The 20,756-nt window shown below is 62.7% G+C and carries 19 protein-coding genes; 9 read left to right on the plus strand and 10 right to left on the minus strand.

The features are described 5' to 3' along the window. Positions 1-4: 4 nt before the first annotated feature. A complete protein-coding gene (locus tag M511_RS11555) occupies positions 5-757 on the minus strand; it encodes an ABC transporter permease (RefSeq protein ID WP_010400760.1) in 753 nt (250 codons plus the stop codon). 173 nt (positions 758-930) lie between these two features. Here M511_RS11555 and M511_RS11560 point away from each other — a divergent pair, with 173 nt between their 5' ends. From M511_RS11560 to M511_RS11580, 5 genes are all read left to right on the plus strand, one after another. Further along, a complete protein-coding gene (locus tag M511_RS11560; RefSeq protein ID WP_085502266.1) occupies positions 931-2,598 on the plus strand; it encodes a KpsE/RkpR family capsule polysaccharide export protein in 1,668 nt (555 codons plus the stop codon). Between the two features lie 3 nt (positions 2,599-2,601). Next, the gene (locus M511_RS11565) at positions 2,602-3,270 is read left to right on the plus strand and encodes an ABC transporter ATP-binding protein (RefSeq protein ID WP_010400754.1); all 669 of its coding nucleotides are present in this window, start codon (positions 2,602-2,604) and stop codon (positions 3,268-3,270) included. Between the two features lie 114 nt (positions 3,271-3,384). Continuing rightward, a complete protein-coding gene (locus M511_RS11570) occupies positions 3,385-3,786 on the plus strand; it encodes a ketosteroid isomerase-related protein (RefSeq protein WP_010395534.1) in 402 nt (133 codons plus the stop codon). Further along, positions 3,783-4,364, plus strand: coding sequence for a GNAT family N-acetyltransferase (locus tag M511_RS11575; RefSeq protein ID WP_085502267.1), 582 nt, complete (start codon positions 3,783-3,785; stop codon positions 4,362-4,364). The genes M511_RS11570 and M511_RS11575 overlap by 4 nt, the downstream gene beginning before the upstream one ends. Before the next feature lie 8 nt (positions 4,365-4,372). Further along, the gene (locus M511_RS11580) at positions 4,373-5,230 is read left to right on the plus strand and encodes a carbon-nitrogen hydrolase family protein (RefSeq protein WP_085502301.1); all 858 of its coding nucleotides are present in this window, start codon (positions 4,373-4,375) and stop codon (positions 5,228-5,230) included. A gap of 9 nt (positions 5,231-5,239) precedes the next feature. Here the strand turns inward: M511_RS11580 and M511_RS11585 are convergent, their stop codons facing one another. Next, positions 5,240-6,694, minus strand: a complete 1,455-nt coding sequence (locus M511_RS11585) for an MORN repeat-containing protein (RefSeq protein WP_010395539.1) — start codon at positions 6,692-6,694, stop codon at positions 5,240-5,242. A 131-nt stretch (positions 6,695-6,825) separates the two neighbouring features. Here M511_RS11585 and M511_RS11590 point away from each other — a divergent pair, with 131 nt between their 5' ends. Continuing rightward, the gene (locus M511_RS11590; protein WP_010395541.1) at positions 6,826-8,496 is read left to right on the plus strand and encodes an NAD+ synthase; all 1,671 of its coding nucleotides are present in this window, start codon (positions 6,826-6,828) and stop codon (positions 8,494-8,496) included. A gap of 52 nt (positions 8,497-8,548) precedes the next feature. On the opposite strand, the gene pncB is transcribed toward M511_RS11590, so the two are convergent. After that, positions 8,549-9,859 carry a nicotinate phosphoribosyltransferase gene (gene pncB, locus M511_RS11595; RefSeq protein ID WP_085502268.1) on the minus strand — a complete coding sequence of 437 codons (1,311 nt, stop codon included), beginning with the start codon at positions 9,857-9,859 and terminating at the stop codon, positions 8,549-8,551. Further along, positions 9,856-10,452, minus strand: a complete 597-nt coding sequence (gene pncA / locus M511_RS11600) for a bifunctional nicotinamidase/pyrazinamidase (protein WP_010395545.1) — start codon at positions 10,450-10,452, stop codon at positions 9,856-9,858. The genes pncB and pncA overlap by 4 nt, the downstream gene beginning before the upstream one ends. A gap of 99 nt (positions 10,453-10,551) precedes the next feature. On the opposite strand from pncA, the gene trhO reads away from it, so the two are divergent. Further along, the gene (gene trhO, locus M511_RS11605) at positions 10,552-11,448 is read left to right on the plus strand and encodes an oxygen-dependent tRNA uridine(34) hydroxylase TrhO (protein WP_085502269.1); all 897 of its coding nucleotides are present in this window, start codon (positions 10,552-10,554) and stop codon (positions 11,446-11,448) included. A 72-nt stretch (positions 11,449-11,520) separates the two neighbouring features. Here trhO and M511_RS11610 read toward each other — a convergent pair whose 3' ends face one another. The 4 genes from M511_RS11610 to M511_RS11625 all read right to left on the minus strand — a co-directional run bounded on the left by M511_RS11610 (position 11,521) and on the right by M511_RS11625 (position 17,508). Continuing rightward, a complete protein-coding gene (locus M511_RS11610; protein WP_010395549.1) occupies positions 11,521-13,803 on the minus strand; it encodes an NADP-dependent malic enzyme in 2,283 nt (760 codons plus the stop codon). Positions 13,804-13,885: 82 nt separating this feature from the next. After that, positions 13,886-15,268 carry an oligosaccharide flippase family protein gene (locus M511_RS11615; RefSeq protein WP_085502270.1) on the minus strand — a complete coding sequence of 461 codons (1,383 nt, stop codon included), beginning with the start codon at positions 15,266-15,268 and terminating at the stop codon, positions 13,886-13,888. Next, complete coding sequence (locus M511_RS11620) at positions 15,268-16,770, minus strand: GumC family protein (protein ID WP_227493371.1); 1,503 nt, start codon at positions 16,768-16,770, stop codon at positions 15,268-15,270. Before M511_RS11620 ends, M511_RS11615 begins: the two co-directional genes overlap by 1 nt. Before the next feature lie 33 nt (positions 16,771-16,803). After that, positions 16,804-17,508, minus strand: a complete 705-nt coding sequence (locus tag M511_RS11625) for a CpsD/CapB family tyrosine-protein kinase (RefSeq protein ID WP_085502271.1) — start codon at positions 17,506-17,508, stop codon at positions 16,804-16,806. Between the two features lie 297 nt (positions 17,509-17,805). On the opposite strand from M511_RS11625, the gene M511_RS11630 reads away from it, so the two are divergent. Continuing rightward, positions 17,806-18,633, plus strand: a complete 828-nt coding sequence (locus tag M511_RS11630) for a glycosyltransferase family 2 protein (protein WP_085502272.1) — start codon at positions 17,806-17,808, stop codon at positions 18,631-18,633. Here the strand turns inward: M511_RS11630 and M511_RS11635 are convergent. Further along, entirely contained in the window at positions 18,630-19,316 is a 687-nt protein-coding gene (locus M511_RS11635; RefSeq protein WP_240547611.1) for a hypothetical protein, read from the minus strand. The two genes, M511_RS11630 and M511_RS11635, sit on opposite strands and share 4 nt — an antisense overlap. A gap of 377 nt (positions 19,317-19,693) precedes the next feature. Here M511_RS11635 and M511_RS11640 point away from each other — a divergent pair, with 377 nt between their 5' ends. Further along, the gene (locus M511_RS11640; RefSeq protein WP_010395562.1) at positions 19,694-20,392 is read left to right on the plus strand and encodes a sugar transferase; all 699 of its coding nucleotides are present in this window, start codon (positions 19,694-19,696) and stop codon (positions 20,390-20,392) included. Here the strand turns inward: M511_RS11640 and M511_RS11645 are convergent. Beyond that, positions 20,386-20,538 (minus strand): hypothetical protein, encoded by a 153-nt coding sequence (locus M511_RS11645; RefSeq protein ID WP_240547612.1) that lies wholly within the window; start codon positions 20,536-20,538, stop codon positions 20,386-20,388. The genes M511_RS11640 and M511_RS11645 overlap by 7 nt on opposite strands. Between the last annotated feature and the right edge of the window lie 218 nt (positions 20,539-20,756).

The following is a 20,756-nucleotide window of genomic DNA, read 5'->3' on the forward strand; positions in this document are numbered from 1 at the left end:
TTCTTTAGCGTTCGAGTAATTTTTTGTGTTTTTTTTCGAGCAGTGCGAGCCCTGCGACGATGAGTGTTATAGCGACGGTCAGGACATATGTTCTGCTGACATATGCGGCCTCATATGTGGGGTAGAAGCCTCGTCTCATCAGTCCGATGCAATGGATAAGGGGGTTGTACCACAAGAGCGCCTGGGCCTTTGCGGGCATGAGGTCGTAGAGAAAGAAGATGCCCGAGACGAGAAAGAGGGGGCGTGTGATGATGCTCCAGATCCGCTCCCAGATCGGAAAGCTGGTGATCAGAAAACAGTTCAGCGTGCCGACGCCCATGCCCAGCAGGGCAAGCAGCAGCAGTGCCTCGAGCACGGGGGCAAGGTCCACCGGACCGGGCAGCTGAAAGGCGACATAGATGCCGGAGATGACGATGGCGATGACCGTGGCATGGGTCAGCACGTTCAGCACCACCCGTGCGATCAGCGCATCGATGAAGGTCACGCTGGGATAGGCAAGAAACGGCCTGGAAAAGCGGATTGCCGCCGCGGTTTTACTGGACAGGTCGTGAAACATCGCAAAGGGCAGGAAGCCCGTGGCGTAAAACAGCGGAAAGTTCGACCCGAGCCCCGGGCTGCGCAGCGCAAGGCTGAAGAGCACGCTAAGCAGCGCCACCCCCAGGACCGGTTCGAGAATCGCCCAGATATAGCCGCCGACCGAGCGGCCATAGGTTGTGGCGATTTCTCGCAGCATCAGGGCGGTCACGGTGCGGACCATGCGGAAACGCGGCCCATGCCGGCCGGGCCGCTGGGGACGGCGGTCCGGGGATGCTGGAACGGGGCGTGCCGGAACGGGGGCGATATCGGACATGTGAACGCAAACGCTGGTCTGTACGGGCGGCAATATGTAACAACTGCAGTCGAAAGGTAAACCAGCGAAGGCCCCCGCCCGTGACCACCTCTTCTCCTCCGGCCGGTGACAAGACCGGCCAGCCGGCCGCCCGGCAGCAAGCCAGCGCAAGCCCCGCCCCCGAGGCGGCTGCGCCCGCTGCGCCGCAAACGGCCGCGCCGGCCGTCGCGCAACGTCCCTTTCAGCAGCAGCAGGGCCTGGGGGCCAAGGCTCAGCCGGCCCAGCCCGCCGGGCCTGCGGATGCGGGTCAGGCGGATGCGTCACGCGCCCAGCCGCAGGTGGCCCAGCCGCAGGTGACCGGGCCGCAGCCTGCGGCGGGCAAGACCAATCCTCCGGCGCTGCGCCCGCAGGAGCAGGAGGCCAGGCCGATTCCGGTCCGTCCCATGCAGGAGCCTGCACCCGCTGCCGCGGCCAAACCTGCGGCTGCTGCGGCCAAACCCGCGGCACAGCCTCCGGCCAAGGCGGTGGCCAGGCCCGTCGCCAAGCCTGCGGCAAAGCCGGTTGCCAAACCGGTGGCGCCGACCCCGGCCCGGGCTGTGGCCACGACCCCGGCCAGGGCGGTGCCCGCCCAGCCGGTGCGGCCACCGGTCGGCATCGCCCAGCCGCGGCGGCGGCATTGGCTGATGCTTGGCTCATTCCTTGCGCTGGTGGTGCTGCCGACGCTGATCTGGGCTGCCTATCTGTGGCTGCGGGCCAGCGATCAATATGTCTCGACCGTCGGCTTTACGGTGCGCAACGAACAGGCCGCCCCCTCGATCGAGCTTTTGGGCGGGCTGTCGCCACTGGCCGGTGGCGGCGGGGCGGCCGATACCGATGTGCTTTACGAATATATCCGCAGCCAGGACATGGTCGAGCGGATCGACGCCGAGCTTGACCTGCACGCCCGTTTCTCGCGCGCCTGGCCGCATGATTTTGTCTTTGCCTTCAATCCCGAAAACCACATTGAGGATCTGACCGATTACTGGCAGCGCCAGGTCAAGGTGCTTTACGACAGCAGCACCCAGCTTATCACGCTGAAGGTCAGCGCCTTTACCCCCGAGGATGCGCAGGCGATCGCGGCGGCGGTGTTCCAGGCCAGTTCGGACAAGATCAACGAGATCTCGACCGTCGCCCGCAACGACGCGACGCGCCTTGCCCGGGCCGAGCTTGACAAGGCCCGCGCCGAGCTGACCGAGACGCGCCAGGCGATGACCGCCTTTCGCATGCGCTCGCAGATCGTCGACCCCGAGGCCGATCTGGCCGGCCAGATGGGGGTGCTGAGCGGGTTGCAGGCGCAGCTGGCCGAGGCGCTGGTTGCCCATGACCTGCTGCTGGACAATGCCCAGCCGACCGATCACCGGGTGGTTCAGGCCCAGCAAAAGATCGAGGCCCTACGCCGGCTGATCGAGGCCGAGCGCAGCAAGTTCGGCGCCGAGGGCCAGGGCCCTGCGGGCGAGAGCTATGCCCAGCTGATGGCGGAATATGAAAAGCTGGCCGTGGACCGTGAATTTGCCGAGGGTGCCTATCGTTCGGCGCGGATCGCCTATGAGACGGCCCTGGCCGAGACGCAGCGCCAGGCACGCTATCTTGCCGCCCATATCGAGCCCAAGGTGGCGCAGAGCGCGACCGAGCCGAACCGTCCCTGGCTGCTGGCCATGGTGGCGGGGCTGCTGCTGGCCGGCTGGTCGATCCTTGTGCTGATCTATTACAGTGTCCGGGACCGCCGCTAAGCGATGATCTGGCTGGAGAACCTGACCAAGATCTATCGTCTCAAGGGGCGCGAGACGCAGGTTGCGGACAATATCAACGCGGTGTTTCCGACCGGTGCTTCGGTTGCGCTTCTTGGGCGCAACGGGGCGGGCAAATCGACGCTTTTGCGGATGATTGCCGGGACGGTGGCGCCGACCTCGGGGCGGGTGCTGTCGGATGGCACCATCTCATGGCCGGTGGGTTTTGCCGGCAGTTTCCATGGCGAGCTGACCGGGGCGCAGAACGTGCGCTTTGTGGCGCGGATTTACGGCGTCGATACCGATGAGCTGGTCGATTACGTCGAGGATTTTGCCGAGCTTGGCGCCCATTACCACCAGCCATTCGCAAGCTATTCCTCGGGGATGCGGTCGCGTCTGGCGATGGGGACCTCGATGGGGATCCATTTTGACACCTATCTGGTCGATGAGGTGACCAGCGTGGGCGACGCCAATTTCCGCGCCAAGTCGCAGCGCGTCTTTGCCGACCGTATGGCGAGTTCTTCGGCGATCGTGGTCAGCCATTCGATGCCGATGATCCGCAAGATGTGCAACATGGGCGCCGTACTCGACCGGGGAAAACTCACCGTCTTTGACGACCTCGAAAAGGCAATCGCAAAACACGAAGAAATCATGAAAATACCTCCAAAAAAATGAAAATAAAAAACGGCAGGAATACGTCAGAACCGGTGCATTATCGCGCCTCCGCCTAAGGGTGGAGGTGACGCAGCCCCCGCCTCGCGCTAGAGGGGTCGAAACAAGGAGGTTCCGATGGACAGCAAGGCCCTGATCACCGCCTATTACGCCGCATTCAACGCCGGTCGCACCGACGAGATGCTGAGCTATCTGCATGACGATGTCGAACATCACGTCAATGAAGGCGGCATCCGGCGCGGCAAAGAAAAATTCGCGGAATTCAACGCCCATATGACCCGTTGCTACAGGGAAGTGCTGACGGATATCGTCATCTTTGCCAATGAGGCCGGGGATCGTGCCGCGGCCGAATTCGTCGTCAACGGCACCTATCTGGCCACCGATGAGGGCCTGCCGGAGGCCAGGGGCCAGAAATATGTTCTGCCCGCCGGGACCTTTTTCACCATCCGTAACGGCAAGATCGCCCGGGTGACGACCTATTACAACCTGACCGACTGGACGCGACAGGTCTCGGCGTGATCCGCACCGAAACCCTGACCGGAGCAGCCGTGACCGCCGTGCTGGATGATCTGGCACGGCTGCGCATCTCGGTGTTTCGCGACTGGCCCTATCTCTATGACGGCGATCTGGAATATGAGCGCAATTACCTGCGCGCCTATGAATCGCCCGGCGCGGTCGTCGTCGCCGCCTGGGACGGCGGGCGTATGATCGGTGCCGCCACCGGTGCGCCGATGGAGGATCACGCCGATGACTTCGCAGCCGCCTTTGCAGGGCGACCCGAACCTTTGGACCAGATCTTTTACTGCGCCGAGTCGGTCCTGCTGCCCGAATACCGCGGCCGCGGGCTGGGCCATGTCTTCTTTGACGGGCGCGAGGCGCAGGGCCGGGCACTTGGCCGCCGCTTCAGCGCATTTTGCAGCGTGATCCGCCCCGCAGACCATCCGGCACGGCCTGCGGATTACCTGCCCCTCGACGGGTTCTGGCGCAAGCGCGGCTATGCCCCCCTGCCCGGGGCCGTAGCCGAATTCGAATGGCGCGATATCGGCGAGTCCACCCAAAGCCGCAAACCCCTGCAATTCTGGATGAAAGAGCTGTGACCCGCATCATCAAGATCGCCGCCGCCGCCTATCCCTTTGACTGGCTTTGGGATTTCAACGCCTATCGCGCCAAGATCTCGGCATGGGTCAAGGATGCGGCTGACTGCGATCTGCTGGTGTTTCCCGAATATAGCGCGATGGAACTCGCCTCGCTGGGAGGACGCGAAGTCGCGGGCGATCTTGAGGCTTCGCTGCACGAGGTGGCCCGCCATGAGACAGCGCGCGATGCTCTGCATGCCGAGCTGGCGGCACAGCACGGGGTGCATATCCTTGCCGCTTCGGGTCCCTGTTTCGAGGGGCCGCGCCCGGTCAACCGCGCGGTGCTGTTCGGCCCCCAAGGACGGATCGGCCATCAGGACAAACAGGTCATGACCCGGTTCGAACGCGAGGATTGGGATGTTGTCGGCGCGCCAGGGCTGCGCGTCTTTGACACCCCGGTCGGGCGGCTGGGTGTGCTGATCTGTTATGATAGCGAATTCCCCCTGCTGGGCCGCGTGCTGGCCGAGGCGGGGGTCGAGATCATCCTGACCCCCTCTTGCACTGATACAATTGCCGGGTTCAACCGGGTCCGCATCGGCGCAATGGCCCGGGCGCTGGAAAACCAATGCATCGTGGTACATGCCCCGACAGTCGGAGAGGTGGACTGGAATCCGGCCATTGACGAAAACCGTGGTGCAGCGGCGATCTATGCACCCCCCGACGGGCTTTGGCCGGAAAACGGCATTCTTGCCGAGGGGCCGCTGGATCAGCCCGGCTGGGTCAAGGCCGAGGTTGATCTGGACCGCGTGGCTGAAAGCCGCCGCAACGGGCGCGTGCTGCCCTTTGCGCATTGGCCCGAAAGCGCGCAGGCACGGCTGATAGATTAAGCCCGTCCTTTATTCGCCGACCGCAGGCTCGGCGGGCACTACGCCTTCAGGGGTGCCCGCCCCTTCGGGCTCTGCGCCCTCGGTCGGCACGGCCAGACGGTTGTCGTCCCATTCCCCTGCGGCGACCTCTCCGGTCGCATAGCGCATCACACCCGCGCCCTGCCGTTTGCCCATCACGAAATGGCCGGTGTAGACGTCACCATTGGCATAGGTGGCGACGCCTTCGCCGTCGATCTCACCCTCTTTCCAGCTGCCTTCATAGCGGAAACCGTCCGGAGCGATCAGCCGCCCTTTGCCATGGCGCAAACCGTTGACGAAAGATCCGTCATAGGTCGTGCCGTCGGCATAGGTTGCCTGCCCCTGCCCGTGGCGCTGCCCATCGCGCCACGCGCCGTTATAGACATAGCCGTCAGGATAGGTCATGCGGCCCTGCCCCTCGTTGCGGCCGCGTTTGAAACCGCCCTCATAGATCAGACCGTTGGCGTATTTGGCCACGCCCTGCCCCTCGATCATGCCTGCGACCCAATCACCGTCATAGCTTGCACCATCGGGATAGGTGATAAGGCCGCGCCCGTCCGGCAGATCGTTCTTTAGCGCACCTTCATAGACCGAGCCATCGGGGTAGGTGATGCGGCCAAGACCCTCCATACGGCCTTCGACCCAATCCCCGGTATAGACATAACCGTCGGTGCCGGTGAACGTGCCGACGCCCCAGCGCTTGTCTGCGCGGAAATCGCCTTCGTAACGATCGCCGTTGGCATATAGCGCAACGCCCTTACCCTCACGTTTGCCGTTGGCAAAGCGGCCCTCGTAGCTGTCGCCAGACGGCTGGGTCAGTTTGCCCTGACCTGACATCTGACCGGCCAGCCAGCCGCCGTCATATGTCAAGCCGTCGGGCATCGTCAGCTTACCCTGACCCGAGCGCTGATTGGCCTTCATCTCGCCTTCATAGGTGGCACCGTCAGGGTAGGTGATCTTGCCCAGACCGTCCTTGATGCCCTGTTTCCAGTCACCTTCATAGCGATAGCCGTTCGGCTGGGTCAGGACGCCCTTGCCGTGGTGCAGGGCGTTCTGAAACGCGCCCTCATAGACCGAGCCATTGGCATAGCGCGCGATCCCCCGCCCGGTGATCTGGCCGTCCTGCCAGTCGCCTTCGTAGCTGCCGCCATCGGCGTAGGTGATCTTGCCCTTGCCGTTCGGCTTGCCCTTGGCAAAGGTGCCCTCGTAGACCGAGCCATTGGGGAACTTGGCGATACCCTGCCCCAGAATCTCACCCTCAACCCAGTCGCCGGTATATTCATAGCCCGAGGGCAGCCTGTAGGTCCCCCGCCCATGCTGCTTGCCATTGCGGAAGGTGCCCTCATAGACGCCGCCGTCATCATATTGTTTGGTGATGACCGACTGCGCGCCGGCCATGCCTGCGCCAGCCAGAATCATCGCGCAGGCGACAAGGGCTGCCTTCATGGATCCTGCACTCCGCCTCGTTGCTGCTTTTGCCATCGGTTTATCGCAAGGTGCGCACAGGCGCAAAGCCCGACTTTTCCTTTGCCGCTCCCTCGCCTATCACAGATAGCGAAATCCGTTAAGGAAGTGCCATGACCGACAGGTTCCGTATCACCCTTGGGCAGCTTAACCCCACCGTGGGCGATTTGCCCGGCAATGCCGAAAAGGCCCGCCAGGCATGGGAACAGGCGCGCGCGGCTGGCGCGAACCTGCTTGCCCTGCCCGAAATGTTCGTCACCGGCTACCAGACCCAGGACCTGGTGCTGAAACCGGGCTTCACCCGCGAAGCGATGTCGCGGATCGAAACCCTTGCGCAGGACTGCGCCGAAGGCCCCGCCATCGGCATCGGCGGCCCCTATGCCGAGGGGGACCGGCTTTATAACGCCTACTGGATCCTTAAAGGTGGTAAGGTGGCTGCGCGGGTGCTTAAGCACGAGCTGCCCCACAAACAGCTTTTCGACGAGATGCGGCTTTTCGATGTCGGGCCGATCTCGGGACCCTACAGCCTTGATGGTCTGCGCATCGGCAGCCCGATCTGCGAAGACGCCTGGTGGCCTGCGGTCAGTGAGACGCTGGCCGAGACCGGGGCCGAGCTGCTTCTGGTCCCGAATGGCAGCCCCTATCACCGCAACAAACTGGACCTGCGCATGGGCCACATGGTCGCCCGTGTCGTCGAAACCGGCCTGCCGCTGATCTATCTGAACTCGGTCGGTGGACAGGACGATCAGATCTATGACGGTGCCAGCTTTGTGCTGAACCCCGGCGAGAACGGCGGCGTCGTCAAGGTCATGCAGCTTGCCCCCTTTGACGAAATCCTGACCCATGTCGATCTTGAGCGCACGCCCCAGGGCTGGCGCGCGGTGTCGGGCCAGATGGACCCCCAGCCCGACGAATGGGAACAGGACTATCACGCCATGATGCTGGGCCTGCGCGATTACATGCGCAAATCGGGCTTTCGCAAGGTGGTTCTGGGCTTGTCAGGCGGTATCGACTCGGCGCTGGTTGCCACCATCGCCTGCGATGCCATCGGCCCCGAGAATGTCCGCTGTGTCATGCTGCCCAGCGAATACACCTCGCAGGCCAGTCTGGATGATGCCAAGGATTGCGCGGACCGGCTGGGGGTGCGCCTCGACACCGTCCATATCGAGGGCGCACGCGACGCTGTCTCGGATGCGCTGGCCCATCTGATGGAGGGGACCAGGCCCGACACGACCGAGGAAAACATCCAGTCCCGCCTGCGCGGCGTCATGCTGATGGCGCTGTCGAACAAGTTCGGCGAGTTGCTTTTGACCACCGGCAACAAATCCGAGGTCGCGGTCGGCTATGCGACGATCTATGGCGACATGGCGGGCGGCTATAACCCGATCAAGGACCTGTACAAGACCCGGGTGTTCGAAACCTGCCGCTGGCGCAACCGTAACCACCGTGACTGGATGCTGGGGCGCACGGGCGAGGTCGTCCCGCCCCAGATCATCACCAAGCCCCCCTCGGCCGAGTTGCGCCCGAACCAAAAGGATCAGGACAGCCTGCCCCCTTATGAGGTGCTGGATGCAATCCTTGAAGGGCTGGTCGAAAAAGATCTGGCGCTAAGCGATCTGGTCGCGCAGGGTTTTGACCCCGATACGGTCAGAAAGGTCGAGGCGCTGCTTTATGGCAGCGAATGGAAACGCTATCAGGCCGCGCCCGGGCCGCGTATCTCGACCAAGGCATTCTGGCTTGACCGGCGCTATCCGCTGGTCAACCGCTGGCGCGACAGCCTTTGAGCATAGAGACAGCCCGCCGTGCCGGAAAGCCTTCTGGCGCGGCGGATTCGGTTCAGACGATGACCTGCATCGCCTTTTGCTGGCCGACGTCAAAGATGCGCTTGTAACGCTCGATCTCATTCTCGGGACCGGTGGCCTTTCCGGGATTGTCCGACAGTTTGACAGTCGGCCTGCCCTCGGCCGCCACAGCCTTGCAGACCAGAGAGAAGGGCGCGAGCCCATCCCCCGGCACCAGCCCGCGAAAGTCGTTGGTCAGCAGCGTGCCCCAACCAAAGCTGATCTTGGCGCGGCCGTGGAACTGGTTGAACAGGTCCCTGATCTTGTCCACGTCCAGCCCGTCCGAAAAAATGATCAGCTTTTCGCGCGGGTCCTCGCCGCGGCTTTGCCACCACCGGATCGCGGTCTCAGCCCCCTCAGCGGGGTCGCCGCTATCGACACGGATGCCGGTCCAGCCCGCCAGCCAATCCGGCGCATGTTCAAGAAAACCCTTGGTACCATAGGTGTCGGGCAGGATGATGCGCAACATGCCGTCATGCTCTTCGTGCCAGTCGGCAAGGACACGATAGGGCGCCTGACGCAGCTGATCATCCGTTTCGGCAAGCGCAGCATAGACCATAGGCAGTTCATGGGCGTTGGTGCCGATGGCCTCGATGTCGCGGCGCATGGCAATCAGACAGTTCGAGGTGCCGATGAAACGCTCATCCCCCAGCCCCTCGACCATGGCCTGCACACACCAGTCCTGCCAAAGAAAGCTGTGCCGCCGCCGGGTGCCGAAATCGGCGATGCGCAGATCGGGACCCAGCTTGCGCAACTCTTCGATCTTTTCCCACAGCCGGGTCATCGCACGGGCATAAAGCACCTGCAATTCGAACCGGCCCATATCCCTTAGCACCGCGCGCGAGCGCAGTTCCATGATGATGGCAAGCGCGGGGATTTCCCACAGCATGACCTCGGGCCAGCTGCCCTCAAAGATCAGCTCGTACTGACCGTCGCGCTTTTCCAGATGATAGGCGGGCAAGCGCAGGTTTTCGAGGAACTCCATAAAGTCCGGCCGGAACATCTGGCGCTTGCCATAGAAGGTATTGCCCCGCAGCCAGGTGCTTTCGCCACGCGTCAGCGACAGACCGCGCACATGGTCCAGCTGCTCGCGCAGTTCGCCTTCGTCGATCAGCTCGGCCAGACGGATCGAGCTGGTGCGGTTGATCAGGCTAAAGGTGACATGCGTATTCGGCCGGTTGCGAAAAACCGACTGGCACATCAAGAGCTTGTAGAAATCATCGTCAATCAGTGAACGGACGATCGGGTCGATCTTCCATTTATGGTTATAGACCCGGGTAGCAATATCGACAGTCGGGGTCATCATGCCAGCGTCACCCCCGCTTTGTGCATGTCCTCACGCGCGGCCTCGCGCGAACCGTTCAGGTCGATGGCGCGGGTTGCGTCCTCGACCACCGTAGCGCGGAAACCCAGTCTGACCGCATCAATGGCCGACCAGGCGACACAAAAATCATGCGCCAGCCCGACAAAGGTCAGATCCCCGATCGACCGGTCCCGCAGATAACCCGCCAGCCCGGTCGCAGTCTGGTGGTCATTTTCGTAAAATGCCGAATAGCTGTCGATCTGCGCCCGGAACCCTTTGCGGATCACCAGATCAGCGTGCGTCGCGTCAAGGCCCGGATGAAAACCCGCCCCCTCGCTGCCGATCACGCAATGCGCCGGCCACAGCACCTGCGGGCCGTAGGGCATCTCGATCTGAGAAAAAGGGGCGGCTCCGGGATGGTTGTCGGCAAAGCTTGCGTGATCACGGGGATGCCAGTCCTGCGTCAGCACCACGGCGTCAAACCCCGCCATCAGCGCATTGATCGCCGGCACGATCTCATCCCCGCCGGCGACGGCAAGCCGCCCGCCCGGACAGAAGTCCAGTTGCATGTCGATGACAATCAGGGCCTTTGCCATGGTGCCTCTCTGGTTTGTTCCGAAAATTGGTAGGCTCCGGCGGCAGGGGCGTCAATGCGGCAACTTGAATGCCTGCGGGCGGGACGCTAAGCCGATGCCATGCTGACAGTCGCTGCGCTTTACCATTTCACCCGCTTTCCCGACCCCGAGGCGCTAAGGGCGCCCTTGGCCAGATGCGCCTGCACCAACGGCGTCAAAGGCACGCTGCTGCTGGCGCGCGAGGGGATCAATGGCACTATTGCCGGCACGCGCGAAGGGATCGACGCGGTCCTTGCCCATATCCGCGCCCTGCCCGGCTGCGAGACGCTTGAGTGGAAGGAAAGCTCGGCCGGGACCATGCCCTTTGGCCGCATGAAAGTGCGCATCAAACGCGAAATCGTCACCATGGGCCAGCCCGACGTGGATCCCTCTGCCGCGGTCGGCAACTATGTCAATCCACAGGACTGGAACGCCCTGATCGCTGCGCCCGATGTGGCAGTGATCGACACCCGTAACGATTACGAGGTCGAAATCGGCACTTTCGCGGGCGCGATCAACCCCGGCACCAAAAGCTTTCGCGAATTCCCGGACTGGTGGCGCGAGAATGCTCACCGCTTTGCCGGCAAGCGCATCGCCATGTTCTGCACCGGCGGCATCCGCTGCGAGAAATCCACCAATTTCCTGCTGGGCGAAGGGCTGCCCGAGGTCTTTCACCTCAAAGGCGGCATCCTGAAGTATCTTGAGGAAGTGCCCGAACAAGACAGCCTGTGGCGCGGTGAGTGCTTTGTCTTTGACAAGCGTGTCAGCCTTGGCCACGGGCTGCGTCAGGGCCAGCATGAGCTGTGCCACGCCTGTCGCCGCCCCCTTGCGCCCGAGGACCGCAACCGCCCGGAGTATGAGCTGGGCGTTTGCTGCCACCGCTGCGTGGACGAATATACCGAGGCTGACCGCGCCCGTTTCCGCGAAAGACAGCGTCAGGTCGAACGCGGCGAATGTTTTGGCGCGGCCGGGGGCTGACAGCCCGGGACCACCCGGACAACCGCCCTGCCCGACTGAACAGGCGCCCCTGTGCCGGGGCGCCTTATCATTTTACCGGACCTGACCCAGCCGGCCTGCCGCGATGGCGGCCATGTTCAGGATGTCGTTCACTGTCGAACCGGTCGAGCAGATCTGGATCGGGTGCGGCACCCCGGTCAGGATCGGGCCGATCACCGTCGCCCCCGCCATCTCTTGCAGCAGCTTGACCGAGATCGAGGCTGAATGCCGCGCCGGCACCACCAGCACGTTCGCAGGCCCCTTGAGCCGCGAGAACGGGTATTTCGCCGCCTGCGTCGGATTCAGCGCCACATCAACGGTCATCTCGCCCTCGTATTCGAAATCAACGCGCCGGGCGTCCAGCACCTCGGTCGCATGGGCCATCTTTACCGCGCGCTCGCTGATCGGATAGCCAAAGTTCGAAAAGGACAGAAAGGCCACCCTGGGCTCAATCCCAAGGTCGCGCGCCACTTGTGCGCCGCGAATGGCGATATCGGCCAGATCCTCGGCCTCGGGCCATTCGTGAACCAGCGTATCACCCATCAGGATGACACGGCCATTGTGCAGAACGGCGGTGATGCCAACCGCGCCATCAGCGGGCGTGACGTCGAAAACCTTGCCGATCTGAGCCAGAACATGGGCGTTCTTGCGCGTGGCCCCGGTCACCAGCCCGTCGCCATGGCCATGCGCCAGCATCAGCGCGGCAAAGACATGACGGTCGCGGTTGGCAAGCTTGTTGGTGTCCTCGCGGTCAAAACCCTTGCGCTGCAAGCGGGTGTAAAGCGTCTCGTGATATTGATCGAGATGGCGCGAATTGCCCGCGTTCACCACGGTCAGTTCACGGGCAGCATCGCCCATGCCCACGGCCTCGAGCTTTTCCCTGACGTCGCTTTCGCGGCCAACGACCAGCGCCTGCCCCATGCCGCCGCGCTGCCACGCCACGGCGGCCCGCAGCACCCGCAGATCATCGCCTTCGGCAAAGATCATCCGGGCCTGGGCCTGACGCGCCCGGGCATGGATGCCCTGCAGAATGGCCGCTGTCGGGTCCATGCGGGCTTTCAGCGACTGGACATAGCCGTCCATGTCGATGATCGGGCGGCGGGCGACGCCGGTATCCATACCCGCCTGCGCCACAGCTGGCGGCACGACATGGATCAGTCGCGGATCAAAAGGGGTCGGGATGATATAATCGCGGCCGAATTGCAGTTTGCGCCCATAGGCAACCGCAACCTCATCCGGCACATCCTCGCGCGCAAGCTCGGCAAGCGCGCGGGCGCAGGCGATCTTCATCTCGTCATTGATGGCGCGGGCGTGGATATCAAGCGCGCCGCGGAACAGATAGGGAAAGCCCAGAACGTTGTTCACCTGGTTGGGATAGTCCGAGCGGCCGGTCGCGACGATGGCGTCGGGACGAACCGCATGAGCCTCTTCCGGGGTGATTTCCGGATCGGGGTTCGCCATGGCAAAGATGACCGGATTGTCGGCCATCGAGGCGACCATATCCTGCGTCACCGCCCCCTTGGCCGAAACGCCCAGGAACACATCCGCACCCTTGAGCGCATCTTCCAGCGTGCGGGCCTCGGTCACCACGGCATGGGCCGATTTCCACTGGTTCATGCCCTCGGTGCGGCCCTGATAGATCACGCCCTTGGTGTCGCACATGATGCAGTTTTCATGCCGCGCGCCCATGGATTTCAACAGTTCCAGACAGGCGATTCCCGCCGCGCCCGCGCCGTTCAGGACAATCCTCACGTCCTCGATCTTTTTACCCGACAGCTCAAGCGCGTTGATAAGCCCCGCCGCGCAGATCACCGCCGTGCCGTGCTGGTCGTCATGAAAGACCGGGATATCCATCAGTTCTTTGAGGCGCTGCTCAATGATGAAACATTCCGGAGCCTTGATATCCTCAAGGTTGATACCGCCAAAGGTCGGCCCCATCAGGCGCACGGCGTTGATGATTTCGTCAGGGTCCTCGGTATCCAGTTCGATGTCGATGGCGTTCACATCGGCAAAGCGCTTGAACAGTACCGCCTTACCCTCCATCACCGGCTTCGAGGCCAGCGCCCCAAGGTTGCCCAGCCCAAGGATCGCCGTGCCGTTTGAAATAACAGCAACCATATTGCCCTTGACGGTATAGTCATAGGCGGTCTCTGGCCGCTCGGCGATCGCCTCGACCGGGACGGCAACGCCGGGGGAATAGGCCAGCGACAGATCGCGCTGGGTCGCCATGGGAGTCGAGGCGACGATGTCGAATTTGCCCGGACGGGGCTCCAGGTGATAGGCCAGAGCCTCTTCCCGCGTGATGCGGGATTTGCGCGGGGTGTTGTCGTCGCTCATCCGGGTCCTCCTCATGACGTGGCCTTATGCAATAGACCCGGGGCCCGAGGAACCGGAAGGGGTAAAATGCTTGAAACTGATCTTAGGAAAACAGCGCCCCGACGATTGCCTCCCGGTGCCCGGCCAGAGCCGTAACCGCGGCCGCCAGCGCCACCAGCGTGGCAATCAGGTCATGGCGCGGGTCCCAGCAACCGTGCCGCCGCGCCAGCCACACCGTCACCGGATAGCAAAAGACCTGCGACAGCGCCTGCCCGATCAAAAGCCCCGGCAGGCCATAAAGGAACGCCCCCGCCGCGACCAGCGTGAAATAGATCACCGCGCGCGACGATTGCATGATGAAAAAGCCACGCGAATCCCCTGCCGCCAGCGCTGAGTATTCATAGCTGATCGGGATGACCTGCAGCATCTGAATACAGACGATGGCGACCAGCACACCCCCGGCAGAGACATAGCGCGCGTCATAAAGCAGATCGACAAGCGGCGGCCCCACCCAGGCCAGCACGACGGCGACAGAAAGCAACAGTGCCGTCAGCCCGGCGCGGGTACGCGCAAGCGCTCGGCGATGATCCTCGCCCGCCGTCGGCGGATGCTCGCGATACATGGGGATGAACAGCCGCCCGCCAATGGATGAGCCCAGCATCGCCGGCACCGTCGCCAGAAACAGCCCGATGTTATAGATCCCCAGCTGATGCAGGGTCAGAACCCGGCCAAGAATGATGCGGTCGCCCTGAAACAGCAAAAATCCGCAGATGGTACTGAAAAAGATCCATTTGCCGAATTTCATCACTTCGGCGCGGGCCTTGGGCTCCATCCGAAAGCGGTTGCGGTGGCCGGGCAGAAACAGCCGGAACATCAACAGTTGGGCAAAGGCCCCAAGGACATTGCCCCAGACCAGCGCCCAGACCGATTCCAGGATCAGCGCGGCGGCAATGGTGATCAGGATGCCGATCAGCTGGTTGGCCAGCTCGATCACCGTCAGCCGCCCGATTTGCAGATGCCGCGCGGCGGTGTCGATACGGGTGGGCAGAAAGCCCCCGACAATCATCGAGGTCGCCGCCACCGGGAACACCCAGCCAAACAGCGGCGCGTCATAAAATACCGCCAGCGGCCATGCCATCACCATCGCGGCAAGACAGATCAGAAAACCGCGGATGATCTTGAGCGTCCAGATCGTATCAAGAAAATCCGGCTCATCCCCGCGTTTGCTCTGCATGATCGAGGGGCCAAAGCCCATGTCGCTGAACATGCTGAGCCCGATCAGGAAACTGGTTACCAGCGCCATCAGGCCGAAATCATCCGGGCTAAGAATGCGGGTCAGGATCAGGTTCGACCCCAGCCGCATGATCTGGCCCAGGCCGAAATTCGCCATCGACCACATGCCGCTGCCCAGCGCGCGCGAAGCGAGGCCCTTTCTGCGCGGTGCCTCGGAGACATGCGCGTCAGAGGTTACCTCCTGCTGAGTCATCAACCCATTCCGTCGGTCGGCATGCTGACGACTCCGGGGGACGGCAGGCCGGGGACCTTGCCGATCAGCCACAGGGCGACAAAGACGCCCACCACCAGCAGCACGATCATATAGATATTGCGCAGACGGCGCGCGCGCAGGTCAGCCCTGGACAGGCGATAAGGCAATGAGATGACCGGGCGGGTGCCGGTCACGCGTGCAAACTGGTCGCCGCGGCGCAGGACCGGATTCAGCAACTCAAGCACAAAGGCCACGGCAAGCGCCAGCGCGATGCTGCCCCCCACCCCCATCACCGCGCTTTTCTTGCGGTTCGACAGGGCGGGATATTCTGGCGGCAGGGCGCGTTCCAACAGGACAAACCGCTCGGTCTGGTCGTTTTCCATCAGCATCTGCTGCGTCTCGACCTGAGCCAGCTGGCGCGAGATCTCATTATAGCGATCCTGCAGGCGGCGCTGTTCGCGGTTCATCGCCTCAAGCTCACGCGTGACCTGGGCCGAACGGGCGCGCGCCTGATCAATTTCGGCCCGGCGCAGGGCGATGCCGGCCTTTTGCTCGTTCAGCTGGGCCAACTGGGCGTCGATCAGTTCGGCCTGACGGCGCACCACATCCGAGCCGCCGCTGCCGCCCCCGCTGTTCAGCCGCTCAAGGTTTTCCTCAAGGCGCTTGATCTCGGGGTGCTCGGGCGAAAGGGTGCGGCGGGCTTGCGCCAGTTCGATTTCTGCCGCGCGGATCTGCTGAACCAGCGAGGCCGAGGGGCGGGCATCCGCCGCCGTACCGCCCGCCTCAAGCGACAGCCGCTCGCGCTGCAGGGTCATGATGTCACGGTCCAGCGCCGTTTCCATCTCGGTCAGCTGGGCCAGCTCGGTCTGCAAAAATTCCTGGGATGAAGGCAGCGAATCCTCATTACGGCTGCTGAATTCGATCACCTTGCGTTCCTGAACCGAAAGGGCCTCGTTCAGGCGGCGCTCTTCCGAGCGCAGATATTCCTGCGATTCAAGGATGCGGGCATTGCGGTTCTCGCGGTCGCGGTTGACGACGCTGTCGGCAAAGTCGTTGGCAATCGCCGCCGCCGTCACCGGGGTTTCGGCCTGCGCAGTGATGACGATAGCGGCCAGAGACATCCGCGAATCGACCGAAACGCCAGGTGCGGTGATGCTTTCGATCTTGGTCGAGTTGCGCAACGCCCCCAGCTTTTCGCTTTCGCTCAGGGGGGAGTCAGCGAAAAGACCCAGCCGCTCGGTCACGTCGCGCAGGTTGGCACGCGCCATCAGACGCTGTTCGATCAGCTGCACCCGGCGCGAGGCGGGAAGCGAGCTGTCACTGCCCTGCTCGATGGCGGCAGGCATGTCGATCTGGATCACCGCCGAGGCCTGATAAATGCGCGGCGAAGAAACGATAAGATAGAAAGAAACCAGTACGCCCAGAACCACGATCGTCAGGACCAGCGGCAAGCGCCGCCAGACCATCGAAATCAGATCCTGCAAGGATTGAATCGGTCCCAAATCCTGAGCCCTGTCTTGATCAAATAACGAACATTAATCTTCCGATTTATTCAGGACCACGCCCATAACAGGCGGCATGCCTGCTAGCAGCCGCTCGCATTCCTCCATGTCGGCGGCGGTGCCGCGCCGCCCGTCCGCGACAAGCAGCAGCGCATCGGTCAAAGGCAGGGCAGCAAGCGCCGCGTCTTGATCCAAAAGCGCCGCCGTGTCGATGATCGAAATTTCGACCGGGCGATTGTCGTGCAGGCGGGTCATGGCCTGTGCCAGCGCCTCGTCCTGCAAAAGCTCGGCCGCGTTCGGCTCAGCCCTTTCGGGGGCCAGCACCGAAAGGTTCGGCGCCTCGTTTACACGCGAAACCAACCTGCCCAGATCGCCCCCCTCACGCAGCGCGGCAGAAACGGCGGTACAGCCAGGAATGCCCAACTGGCCCGCAACGCCGGGCCGGCCAAGGTCAAAGTCGATCAGCGCGACCCGCGTATGGGGCTGACGCGCCAGAGCCAGTGCCAGATTGACCGCGACGAAGGTCCCGCCCGCCCCCGGCGTCACCGGCACCACCGCCAGCTTGCGCCAGCCGCGGCTGCGCATCTCGCGCAGGATACGGGTGCGCAACAGCGCAAACCGTTGCGCAATGATCCTGGCGTGTTTCGCATCCGATGCGGCCAGCGCCGCCTCACGGCGGATGAACTTGCTGGAGACCTGACCCCACGCCGCATTGGGTGCAGTTTGTCCAGCCGGCATCTTGTCCGGTTGATTCCCTGTCGCAGGCGTCAAACCTGTGGCCCCTTTGCCTCTGATGAAACAGTGCCGTCCTGGGCGACGGCGGCCTGCCGATGACTCTCCCGGCACCGGCATGGTAACGTCCAGGTCATTAACGCGACAACTGAAAACATGCCGGAGCACGATGATACGCGGTATTTCCCGCCCCTTTCTGGTGCACTGCCCCGTTGCGCAACGCCACCCCAGGCAGAATGGTGCGCCCGTTCGGCCCACCCCCTGCACCCCAGGCGATTCGGCCCAGAACCTGGCAGTCCCTGAATGACACCCTGCACCATCATCCTGCCCGCCCATGACGAGGCGGATTACATAGGCGCCTGCCTCGGCCATGTGCTGGCTCAGGACCATCAGGGGCCGGTCGAGCTGATCGTGATCGCTAACGGCTGCCATGACGATACTGCCGGCCGCGCACGCGCCTGCGCCCCCGTCTTTGCAGAGCGCGGCTGGCGGCTGCGTGTCGAGGAACTGGCCGAGGGCGGCAAGATCGGTGCCCTGAATCATGGGGACGCCTGCGCCGGGCCGGGGATCCGGCTGTATCTGGACGCCGATATCCGCATGGGGCCAAGGCTGCTTTCGGGTATTGTCCGCATTCTGGACGTGGCAGAGCCGCGCTATGCGGGCGGGCGGCTGGTCGTCGCCCCGGCGCATAGCTGGGTCTCTCGTGCCTATGCGCGGTTCTGGCAAAAGCTGCCCTTTGTCGCGCAGGGCGTTACCGGAGCAGGGCTGTTTGCGGTCAATCAGGCGGGGCGCGCGCGCTGGGGTGCGTTTCCGCGCATCATCTCGGACGACACGTTCGCGCGGCTGCAATTCGAAGAAACCGAGCGGTTTCTTGTCGATGAGCCCTATGAATGGCCGCTGGTCGAGGGGTTTTCGCGGCTGGTACGCGTACGCCGCCGGCAGGATCAGGGCGTGGCCGAGATCGCGCGCCTGTTCCCCGAACTGCCGCCCCGGCAGGGCCATGTTCGCCCCAGCAAGGCCCAGCTGGTCGGTCTTGCGTCCCGCGATCTGCTGGGCTTTGCTGCCTATTCCACGGTGGCCCTGGCCGTCCGGCTGGGCCGCAACAGCCAGGAATGGGCGCGGGGACGTTAGTGCCCCGCTAATTCCTGTACCGTCTGCCATGCCAGCTGTTGCAGAACCTCGGCCTGTTCTTTGGGAACACGGGGATAGGGACCCCCGCCCCCGGGGATCTGGTTCGTAAGGCCAACCGGGCTTTTGCCGGTCAGGGCCGCGTAATGTATCATCGCGATATAGTAAAAACCCCCCGCCTCGGTCGGGTGGATGTCGTCGCGGAAAAAGTCGCGGATCGAAGTCGCGCCCGGGACCTCGCCCGCACTGGCCGCGTCATGCAGACGCACCATGCCCAGACCAACCGGGATCAGGCGCATCGGTTCAGCCCCTTGTGGCAGGTCCATGTTCACGTGATCAACAATAGCCTGCCACTTGGGCAGATCCGCAAGGATACGATCGCGCCAGGGTCCGGTCGGCCCCGCCTCGATATAGTCCCAGGTCTGGTAAAGATAGGGTCGCACCGCCGGGTTCGACTGACGCGCCAAAGCAACCCAACGCGCCGCATAGCCCAGCGTGTCATGATATTCCATCGCCGGATCCAAAGGCACACGCTCGGTCAGGACCAGCGCATCGACGGGATGTTCCGGTAGCCACTCACGCCCGTTCACCCCTTGGGCATGATGCGCATCATTCCACTGCACCTCTAGTGGGGCGCCGTTGATGATCTGCATTTCGACCGGCTCTTGCAGCAAACTCTGCATCATGCCGGGAACTGTAGGGCTGACAAGGCTATGCCCAATATAGACAGCAGTGACGCTTTCAATTAAAAATTGCATAATCCCAGACATATTAACAACTGTCGATTGTGGTTATTAATTCCCTATCATGGCATCACCGAATTACATAATCCATGCCGCTCAACCGACAGTTGCCACATTATCCGAAAATCAACCGGAACGCTGACGGCCGGGCATAACCATCCTTGATTCCGACCATCAGACAGGCATATAAAGTCCCTGTATTTGCTATATAACTTATTGATTTTAAACAAACCTATACTTTTAGTCAGCACGCCAATTCATTCTAGTTTTATTACACATCCGGGCTATACTGCGCCGGTACTGATTGAGGTAGTTTCCAAATGCGGCACACCACTGATTTCGATATCGAAGCTATAGGATCGGTGCTGCAACCACCCTCTGACGGGGTCTCCAGTGAACCCATCGGCGTTCGATCCTTTTACACCCGTTTCCTTAAGCGCCCGCTGGATATTATCGCCGTCCTGATGGCGGCACCGATTGTTCTGCCGGTGGTGATTATCCTTGCCACGATTATCCTGTGGCAGGGGGAAAAGCCGTTCTATACGCAGCCGCGTGTCGGACGGTCAGGCCGCAGCTTTCGTTTGTGGAAGCTGCGCACCATGGTCGAGAACGCCGAGGCACGGCTGGCCGAGCATCTGGCAACCAATCCCGAGGCCAAGGCCGAATGGGAACTGACGCAAAAGCTGAAGAACGATCCGCGCATCACCCGTTTTGGGCATTTCCTGCGCAAGACCTCGCTTGATGAGCTGCCGCAGCTGTGGAATGTGCTGCGCGGCGACATGAGCATCGTGGGCCCCCGGCCGATGATGCTGGAGCAGGCACAGCTTTATCCCGGAGCGGATTATTACCATCTGCGGCCGGGCGTCACCGGGCTGTGGCAGATCTCGGATCGTAACAACAGCACCTTCGCGGCCCGGGCCACGTTCGATGCGCGTTATGCCGCTGAACTAAGCCTTAAGGGCGATATTTCGATCATCGCCCGGACGGTTGGGGTGGTCCTGCGCTGTACCGGCTACTGAGCCGTTGTGCTGCGCTCGACCACTTCGTGGCGCTCGGCGCATCTAAAGCGCCGCCAGGCAATGAACAGCATCGCAGCCGTTCCGCTGACCACATAAACAAGTAGCGCCGCCCAGACTGGCAGATCAAAGGCTACGAACCCGATCACCGCGCCTACCAGCGCCACGGCGATACTAATGGTCAGAATGCCAGTCAGGGTCGTTCTCCTTCAACACCAGGATCTCTGACATCCATAGTGCCAAAGAAACGGCAAAGCGCCAGACAAAGTTTTGAGAGCCGGTTGCCCTTAGGATATTACCCCGCGTCGTTAAACCAAACCAGCCACGGACTCGCTCAAGGTGTTGTCAAAATGCCGCTGGCTGAGCC

The organism is Paracoccus sp. J56 (assembly GCF_019633685.1).
Classification (GTDB): Bacteria; Pseudomonadota; Alphaproteobacteria; order Rhodobacterales; family Rhodobacteraceae; genus Paracoccus; species Paracoccus kondratievae.

What these genes read in the sequence shown, in the direction of transcription:
- M511_RS11555 (WP_010400760.1), bottom strand. Translation starts at nt 757, where the DNA reads ATGGTCCGCACCGTGACCGCCCTGATGCTGCGAGAAATCGCCACAACC.
- M511_RS11565 (WP_010400754.1), top strand. Translation starts at nt 2,602, where the DNA reads ATGATCTGGCTGGAGAACCTGACCAAGATCTATCGTCTCAAGGGGCGC.
- M511_RS11570 (WP_010395534.1), top strand. Translation starts at nt 3,385, where the DNA reads ATGGACAGCAAGGCCCTGATCACCGCCTATTACGCCGCATTCAACGCC.
- M511_RS11585 (WP_010395539.1), bottom strand. Translation starts at nt 6,694, where the DNA reads ATGAAGGCAGCCCTTGTCGCCTGCGCGATGATTCTGGCTGGCGCAGGC.
- M511_RS11590 (WP_010395541.1), top strand. Translation starts at nt 6,826, where the DNA reads ATGACCGACAGGTTCCGTATCACCCTTGGGCAGCTTAACCCCACCGTG.
- pncB (WP_085502268.1), bottom strand. Translation starts at nt 9,859, where the DNA reads ATGATGACCCCGACTGTCGATATTGCTACCCGGGTCTATAACCATAAA.
- pncA (WP_010395545.1), bottom strand. Translation starts at nt 10,452, where the DNA reads ATGGCAAAGGCCCTGATTGTCATCGACATGCAACTGGACTTCTGTCCG.
- trhO (WP_085502269.1), top strand. Translation starts at nt 10,552, where the DNA reads ATGCTGACAGTCGCTGCGCTTTACCATTTCACCCGCTTTCCCGACCCC.
- M511_RS11610 (WP_010395549.1), bottom strand. Translation starts at nt 13,803, where the DNA reads ATGAGCGACGACAACACCCCGCGCAAATCCCGCATCACGCGGGAAGAG.
- M511_RS11615 (WP_085502270.1), bottom strand. Translation starts at nt 15,268, where the DNA reads ATGACTCAGCAGGAGGTAACCTCTGACGCGCATGTCTCCGAGGCACCG.
- M511_RS11625 (WP_085502271.1), bottom strand. Translation starts at nt 17,508, where the DNA reads ATGCCGGCTGGACAAACTGCACCCAATGCGGCGTGGGGTCAGGTCTCC.
- M511_RS11630 (WP_085502272.1), top strand. Translation starts at nt 17,806, where the DNA reads ATGACACCCTGCACCATCATCCTGCCCGCCCATGACGAGGCGGATTAC.
- M511_RS11635 (WP_240547611.1), bottom strand. Translation starts at nt 19,316, where the DNA reads ATGATGCAGAGTTTGCTGCAAGAGCCGGTCGAAATGCAGATCATCAAC.
- M511_RS11640 (WP_010395562.1), top strand. Translation starts at nt 19,694, where the DNA reads ATGCGGCACACCACTGATTTCGATATCGAAGCTATAGGATCGGTGCTG.